The organism is Ilumatobacter sp., assembly GCF_030065885.1.
In the GTDB taxonomy this organism is placed as follows: Bacteria; Actinomycetota; Acidimicrobiia; order Acidimicrobiales; family Ilumatobacteraceae; genus Ilumatobacter.
Map to the genome: position 1 here is coordinate 1 of NZ_JASJCS010000189.1, position 5235 is coordinate 5235.

Below are 5235 nucleotides of genomic sequence, written 5' to 3' on the forward strand. Positions count from 1 at the left end.
GGGAGCGCACGACGCGGACGTACCGGCTCGGGTTCTCGTCCGCGAAACGCTCACAGAACTCGACCACGCCCTCAGCACCGTGCGAGATGCCGGGCCGGTGCTGCTCGAAGCGATCACCGACGTACGCGTCCACCGCGTCGCGTGGTCTCCCGTCGCGGATGGCCATCAGATAGAAGCTGGTGGCGTTGTCGCGTTTCTCGCCGACGCGGCGCCGTCCTGCGTAGAGGTCGGCCTCGGTGGGTGCCTCGTCGTCCAGCACCTCGGTTTCGAACTCCTCCTCCTCCTCATCGGGGAGCGGGGCGTCGGTGCGTTGCGATGCTTCGCCGTCGGCCATCTCGTCGTCGTCGGCGTCCCGGACGATCGTGTCGCCGCCACCCTTGAGGCCTGTCGCCCGACGAGCCGCGCGAACGCACTGGGAGATGCTGTGCCAGATGTGCTCGTCACCGAGGGTGGCGAGGAACCCCGACCGCTCCAAGACCGCGGAGACCGGATGGATCACCCGGGCGAGGTAGAGCCTGATCCCGCGAGCAGCGAGCTCATCGTGGACATGCTGGAGCATGTCGGCGCTCGTCGTACCGAGCTGAGACGTCGCCTCGAGATCGAGGACGAGTGCGCGGGTGTCGGGGCGCTGGTCGACCTCTTCGAGCAACCGGTCCTCGATCGCCATCGCGTTGGCCCAGAAGAGCGGAGCATCGAGGCGGATGACGACGATTCCGGGAACGGTCTTCCGCGTCGTGTGGCCGCGCATGCGGCCCCAGGCGGCCTTTTCGTCGGTGATCTTGCCGAGCACCTCCATCCGTGGCGAGCTCGATCGGTAGATGATGGCCAACAGCGAGGTCGCGATCGCGATCCCCAGTCCAGGGAGCGGCCCGAACAACACGACGCCTGCGATCCCGACGGTCGCCGCGACGGCGTCCGCCCGGCGGACCGCGAGATAGCGGCGCAGTGCGGCCACGTCCATCAACCCCCAGACGGCGACGACGACGATGGCGCTGAGCACGGTCTGGGGCAACTCGGTGAAGAACCAGGTGAGCGTCAACAGCACGATGACGACGAGCCCTGCGGCCGTCAGACCGCTGACCTGGCTGGTGCTCCCCGCCTGCTCGGCCGATGCGGTCTTCGACAGACTCCCCGCAACGCCCAGGCCACCCGACAGGCCGGCTCCGATGTTCGCCGCCCCCATGCCGACGAGCTCGTGCTCGGTCTCGACGCGGTAGCCGCCCCGCGTTGCGAACAACCGCGTCGCGGCGAGCCCCTCGGCGAGGGCGACCAGTGCGAGGGAGATGCCGCCCACCACCACCGCCCCGAGATCGTCACGAGGGATCAGCGGCAGGCCGAGCGGCGGCAGCCCACTGGGGACGTCACCGATCGTCGCCACACCCTCGGACTCCAGATCGAGCAGGTTCGACGCCACCACGCCTCCGACGAGTGTCACCAGGCCCCATGGGATGCGCTGGGTGATGCGCCGACCGCCGAAGAGAAGGACGAGGGCCGAGCCACCGACGATCGCAGTCGGCAGGTGGGTGTCGTCGAGGTTCTGGAGCGTGCGGATGAGAACGCCGATCAGATCGCCGGGCGGCTTCGGGATCCCGAGCAGTGTGGGGAGCTCCCCGATCACGATCGTGAGGGTGAGCCCGAACACGAAGCCCGTGACGATCGGCTTCGAGAGGAACTCAGCTACCCAGGCGATCCGCAAGAGGCCCGTCGCGATCAGCACGATGCCGGCGGCGATCGCCAGCGCCGACGTGATCGCGACGGCGTCCTCCGGGTTGTCGCGCGCGATGTCGGCGACCAGCGAACCCGAGACGATCGCGACCGTCGACGCCGGGCCGACGATGAGCTGGGGCGACGAGCCCAGGGCCGCGTATGCGAGCAGCGCCAGCGGAACGGCGTAGAGCCCGACCTCGACGGGTACGCCGGCGATCCGCGCGTAGCCGAGCGATTGCGGCACCATCAGCGCAGCGATGATCGCGCCGGCCAGCAGGTCGCCGCGGAGGCGACGCGGGTCGTACTCCGGCAGCCACCGCAGCATCGGTACCGCCGAGGCGATCCGGTCCTTGATGCGATGCGGATGGTTCGAGTGGCCCATCTACCCTCCTCTCACTCGAACGCACACCGATCCACGCTCACACTAGGCAGCTGCACTCGGAGCCATCGTTCCCCCGTCCCTCGAGACGACGACCCCGATGCCTCCGTACGACTCCCGGTCGGCGAGCTCCCGCCCGATGACGACATGGCCCACTGCGTGCGCGTCCCGAGCGGTCGAGTCCGATCGGACCCGAGGCGGTCGGTACCCCGACGGCACTCCGCGCGTCCACGTGACGGCCCCGCCTGCTCAGGTCAGTGACCAGAACGGCTCGGTCAATCCGGCCGCGTGAAGGAGTCCCTGGAGATGCTCGACGGGCGCGGGCCGGTAGCCGGTCGCCAATCGGTCGCCGTACCAGACCCGGGTGAGCGGCCACATCGCTGCGAGCGACGCCAGGCCACCGACCGGTGCGAGTTCCTCCGACCGGAGGAAGCGGATGGTTCGTCAGGTGTCGACGATGTCGTCCCACCATCGACTCGCAGGGACGACGAAGTGGACGTGAGCATCGGTGTCGCCGACGGGCTCGCCGTCGACGATCCGGAGGTCGACCGGCGAGCCGTCGTCCAGCTATGGCGCCTGTATCTCGGTGTCGACGCCCAGCGCTGCAGGGATGGCCAGCGAGTCCCACGCACAGTTGGCGAACCACCGGCGATCTCCCGAGCGCACGACGTGGTCGGTCGGGATCGCCGAGAACGGCAACGCCATGCGGATCGAACCATCAGCGTCGAGCACCACCTGATGGTGGTCGTCGAGCGCTCGCAGCCGGCGGTCGAGCGTCTCGAATCCGCCGGCGGCCGCCGCCAGCACGCTGCGACTGGGCACCATGCCGGTAGCGGCGAGACCCGCGTAGATCGTGCGACGCAGTTCCCAGTCCGTGTCGTCGAGCGGCATCGGCCGACACTACGGCATCGGTCCCATCTCGGCCGGGGCATCGGGGCATCGGGGCCGAGGTTTCGGTTCTCGTAATGGAATTGCGGGACTCGATCGTCGGGTCCCGGTGTTCTTGTACACATGATCACCGAGACACCCACCTCGCCCGCGACAGGCCGCGACGGCGACGCCGCTCCCGACTCCCCCGTGCGCACGCTGATCGACCGCATCACGCGCCTCGAGCTCGTCATCGGCGCCGTGATCGCGGCAACCATGCTGGTGCTGGTGCTCATCGAGCCCGACATCCTCGAGGCACCGTTCGAGAACGAGCGGACCCTGTTGTTCACCGTCGGCGGAACGGCCCTCGCCGCAATCGCCTTCGTCGCGATGCTCTGGTTCCGCGTGCCTTCGATCGTCAGAGTGACCGTGCTGGTGGTTCCGTTCGTGATCGTGAACTGGTGGTTGCTCTCGCCGTACTTCATCGACGACGTGGTCGACGAGGAGTTCTCGACATCGATCGCAGCCCAGGTCGCAACGGCCGACGACACGCCCGCGACACCTGCAGCCCCCACCGCTCCGGCAGTGCAGACTGAGACCGAAGCACCCACGCCCGCTGACGACGCAGCCCCGTCCGATCAGCCGGCGCAGGACGAGCAGACGACGCCGGCGACCGAGCCCGCGACGCAGGACGAGCCGGTCAGCGAGGAGCCGGTGGAAGCCGCGGCGCCCGCCGAGGAGGAGACGCCGCCTCCACCCAGCGGACCGGTACTGCTCGGGGCCGGGCAGTTCGTCGGCCTCGCCGGCCACGACGGGACCGGTGACGCCGGCATCTTCCAGAACCCCGACGGGTCGCTCGTGCTGCGCTTCGAGAACTTCGACATCGAGAACGGTCCCGACCTCGAGGTCTACCTCGTGCCGGGCGCCGACCAGGTCTCGCTCCCGGAGGGCTCGATCCACCTCGGCGCACTCAAAGGCAACATCGGCGACCAGAACTACGAGCTGCCGCCAGGCACCGAGCTCGCCACCGGCGCCTACACAGCCCTCGTGTGGTGCGAGGCCTTCAGCGTCGAGTTCGTCGGCGCCACGATCGTCGTCTGAGTCGACCCGTGGTCGCTCCGAGCGCGAGCCCCGGGGTCAGTCCGAGCGGAGCGTGAGGGCTCGCCACAGCCGCTCCGCCACCTCGTCGGCCTCGATGTCGGGCTCGGCGGCCAAGACCGATGCCATCGTCCCACCGATGAGGGCCGCGGCGAAGTCCGGGGCGGCATCGATGCCGAGCCTCGCGTAGGTCTCGATCTCGCCCGTGCTGACCTCGGCCTTGCGGGCGACGTTCTCCTTGGTCAGCCACGGTGCACCGGCGCTCGCGCTGATGAAGAGGGAGAGGTCGCGGTTGGTGCTCGCCCACCCCCACAGGTCGCGCCAGATGGCGATGAACTCGCTTCTGTGGTCGTCGGCGTGGCGCTCCGCGAGGATCGACAGCATCGCGTCGATGCCCTCGCGGTAGAGCTCGTTGGCGATCGCTGCCTTGTCGGACCACCGGCGGTAGATCGTGGCCACGCCGACCCCGGCCCCCGTGGAGATGTGTTCGATCGTCGTGTTGCCGTAGCCCCGCTCGGCGAAGAGCCGAAGTGCCTCGCTGCGGATCCGCTGCGTGGTGGCATCGGCGTCTGCGGTGGTCATCGAACGTCACCGTAGCGACTGCGGAGGAATTCTTCCCCGCTCCGGAGGAAATCCTCCGATCGACGGGCTAGGGTCGCCGGCGTTGCGGAAGAAATCCTCCGCACTCGGTGATGCACCACCGAGTCCCCCGACAGAGAGGTACGCGCAAGATGGCTTCGATCAGCACGACGGTCAACGGCGAGTCGCACACCATCGAGGTCGAAGGCCACGAGTCGGCGGTCGACGTGATCCGCGAGCAGCTCGGTCTGACGGGCACCAAGCTGGTGTGCGCGGGTGGCGTGTGCGGCGCGTGCACCGTCCAGATCGACGGGACGCCGGTGGCCGGTTGCCTCACACCTGCCACCGCGATGCGGGGCGGCGAGGTCACCACCATCGAGGGTCTCGAGACCGACGGCAAGCTCCACCCGGTCCAGCAGGCGTTCATGGCGCACGACGGCCTGCAGTGCGGTTACTGCACGCCCGGCTTCGTCGTGGACGCAGCGGCCTTCGTCGACGAGTGGCGGGCCGCCAACGGTTCAACCGAGCCCGACCGCCACACGATCGCCGACGCACTCGCCGGCCACCTGTGTCGCTGCGGGGCCTACGACGGGATCTACCGCGCC

5 protein-coding genes are annotated in these 5235 nt (G+C 69.1%); 2 read left to right on the plus strand and 3 right to left on the minus strand.

Translation table 11 applies throughout. From position 1 onward, the window contains the following. A partial coding sequence (gene sulP, locus QNJ12_RS23280) for a sulfate permease (protein WP_300626440.1) occupies nucleotides 1-2089 on the minus strand: 2089 nt, incomplete at its 3' end. 564 nt (nucleotides 2090-2653) lie between these two features. Beyond that, the gene (gene merB / locus QNJ12_RS23285; protein WP_300626442.1) at nucleotides 2654-2977 is read right to left on the minus strand and encodes an organomercurial lyase; all 324 of its coding nucleotides are present in this window, start codon (nucleotides 2975-2977) and stop codon (nucleotides 2654-2656) included. Nucleotides 2978-3097: 120 nt separating this feature from the next. Here merB and QNJ12_RS23290 point away from each other — a divergent pair, with 120 nt between their 5' ends. Then, the gene (locus QNJ12_RS23290; protein ID WP_300626444.1) at nucleotides 3098-4054 is read left to right on the plus strand and encodes a DM13 domain-containing protein; all 957 of its coding nucleotides are present in this window, start codon (nucleotides 3098-3100) and stop codon (nucleotides 4052-4054) included. Between the two features lie 36 nt (nucleotides 4055-4090). Here QNJ12_RS23290 and QNJ12_RS23295 read toward each other — a convergent pair whose 3' ends face one another. Beyond that, entirely contained in the window at nucleotides 4091-4633 is a 543-nt protein-coding gene (locus QNJ12_RS23295) for a TetR/AcrR family transcriptional regulator (protein WP_300626446.1), read from the minus strand. A 149-nt stretch (nucleotides 4634-4782) separates the two neighbouring features. On the opposite strand from QNJ12_RS23295, the gene QNJ12_RS23300 reads away from it, so the two are divergent. After that, on the plus strand, nucleotides 4783-5235 hold a 453-nt coding region (locus tag QNJ12_RS23300), incomplete at its 3' end, for a (2Fe-2S)-binding protein (protein ID WP_300626448.1).

Coding starts and splice junctions, on each gene's coding strand:
- merB (WP_300626442.1), bottom strand. CDS start 2,977: ATGCCGCTCGACGACACGGACTGGGAACTGCGTCGCACGATCTACGCG.
- QNJ12_RS23290 (WP_300626444.1), top strand. CDS start 3,098: ATGATCACCGAGACACCCACCTCGCCCGCGACAGGCCGCGACGGCGAC.
- QNJ12_RS23295 (WP_300626446.1), bottom strand. CDS start 4,633: ATGACCACCGCAGACGCCGATGCCACCACGCAGCGGATCCGCAGCGAG.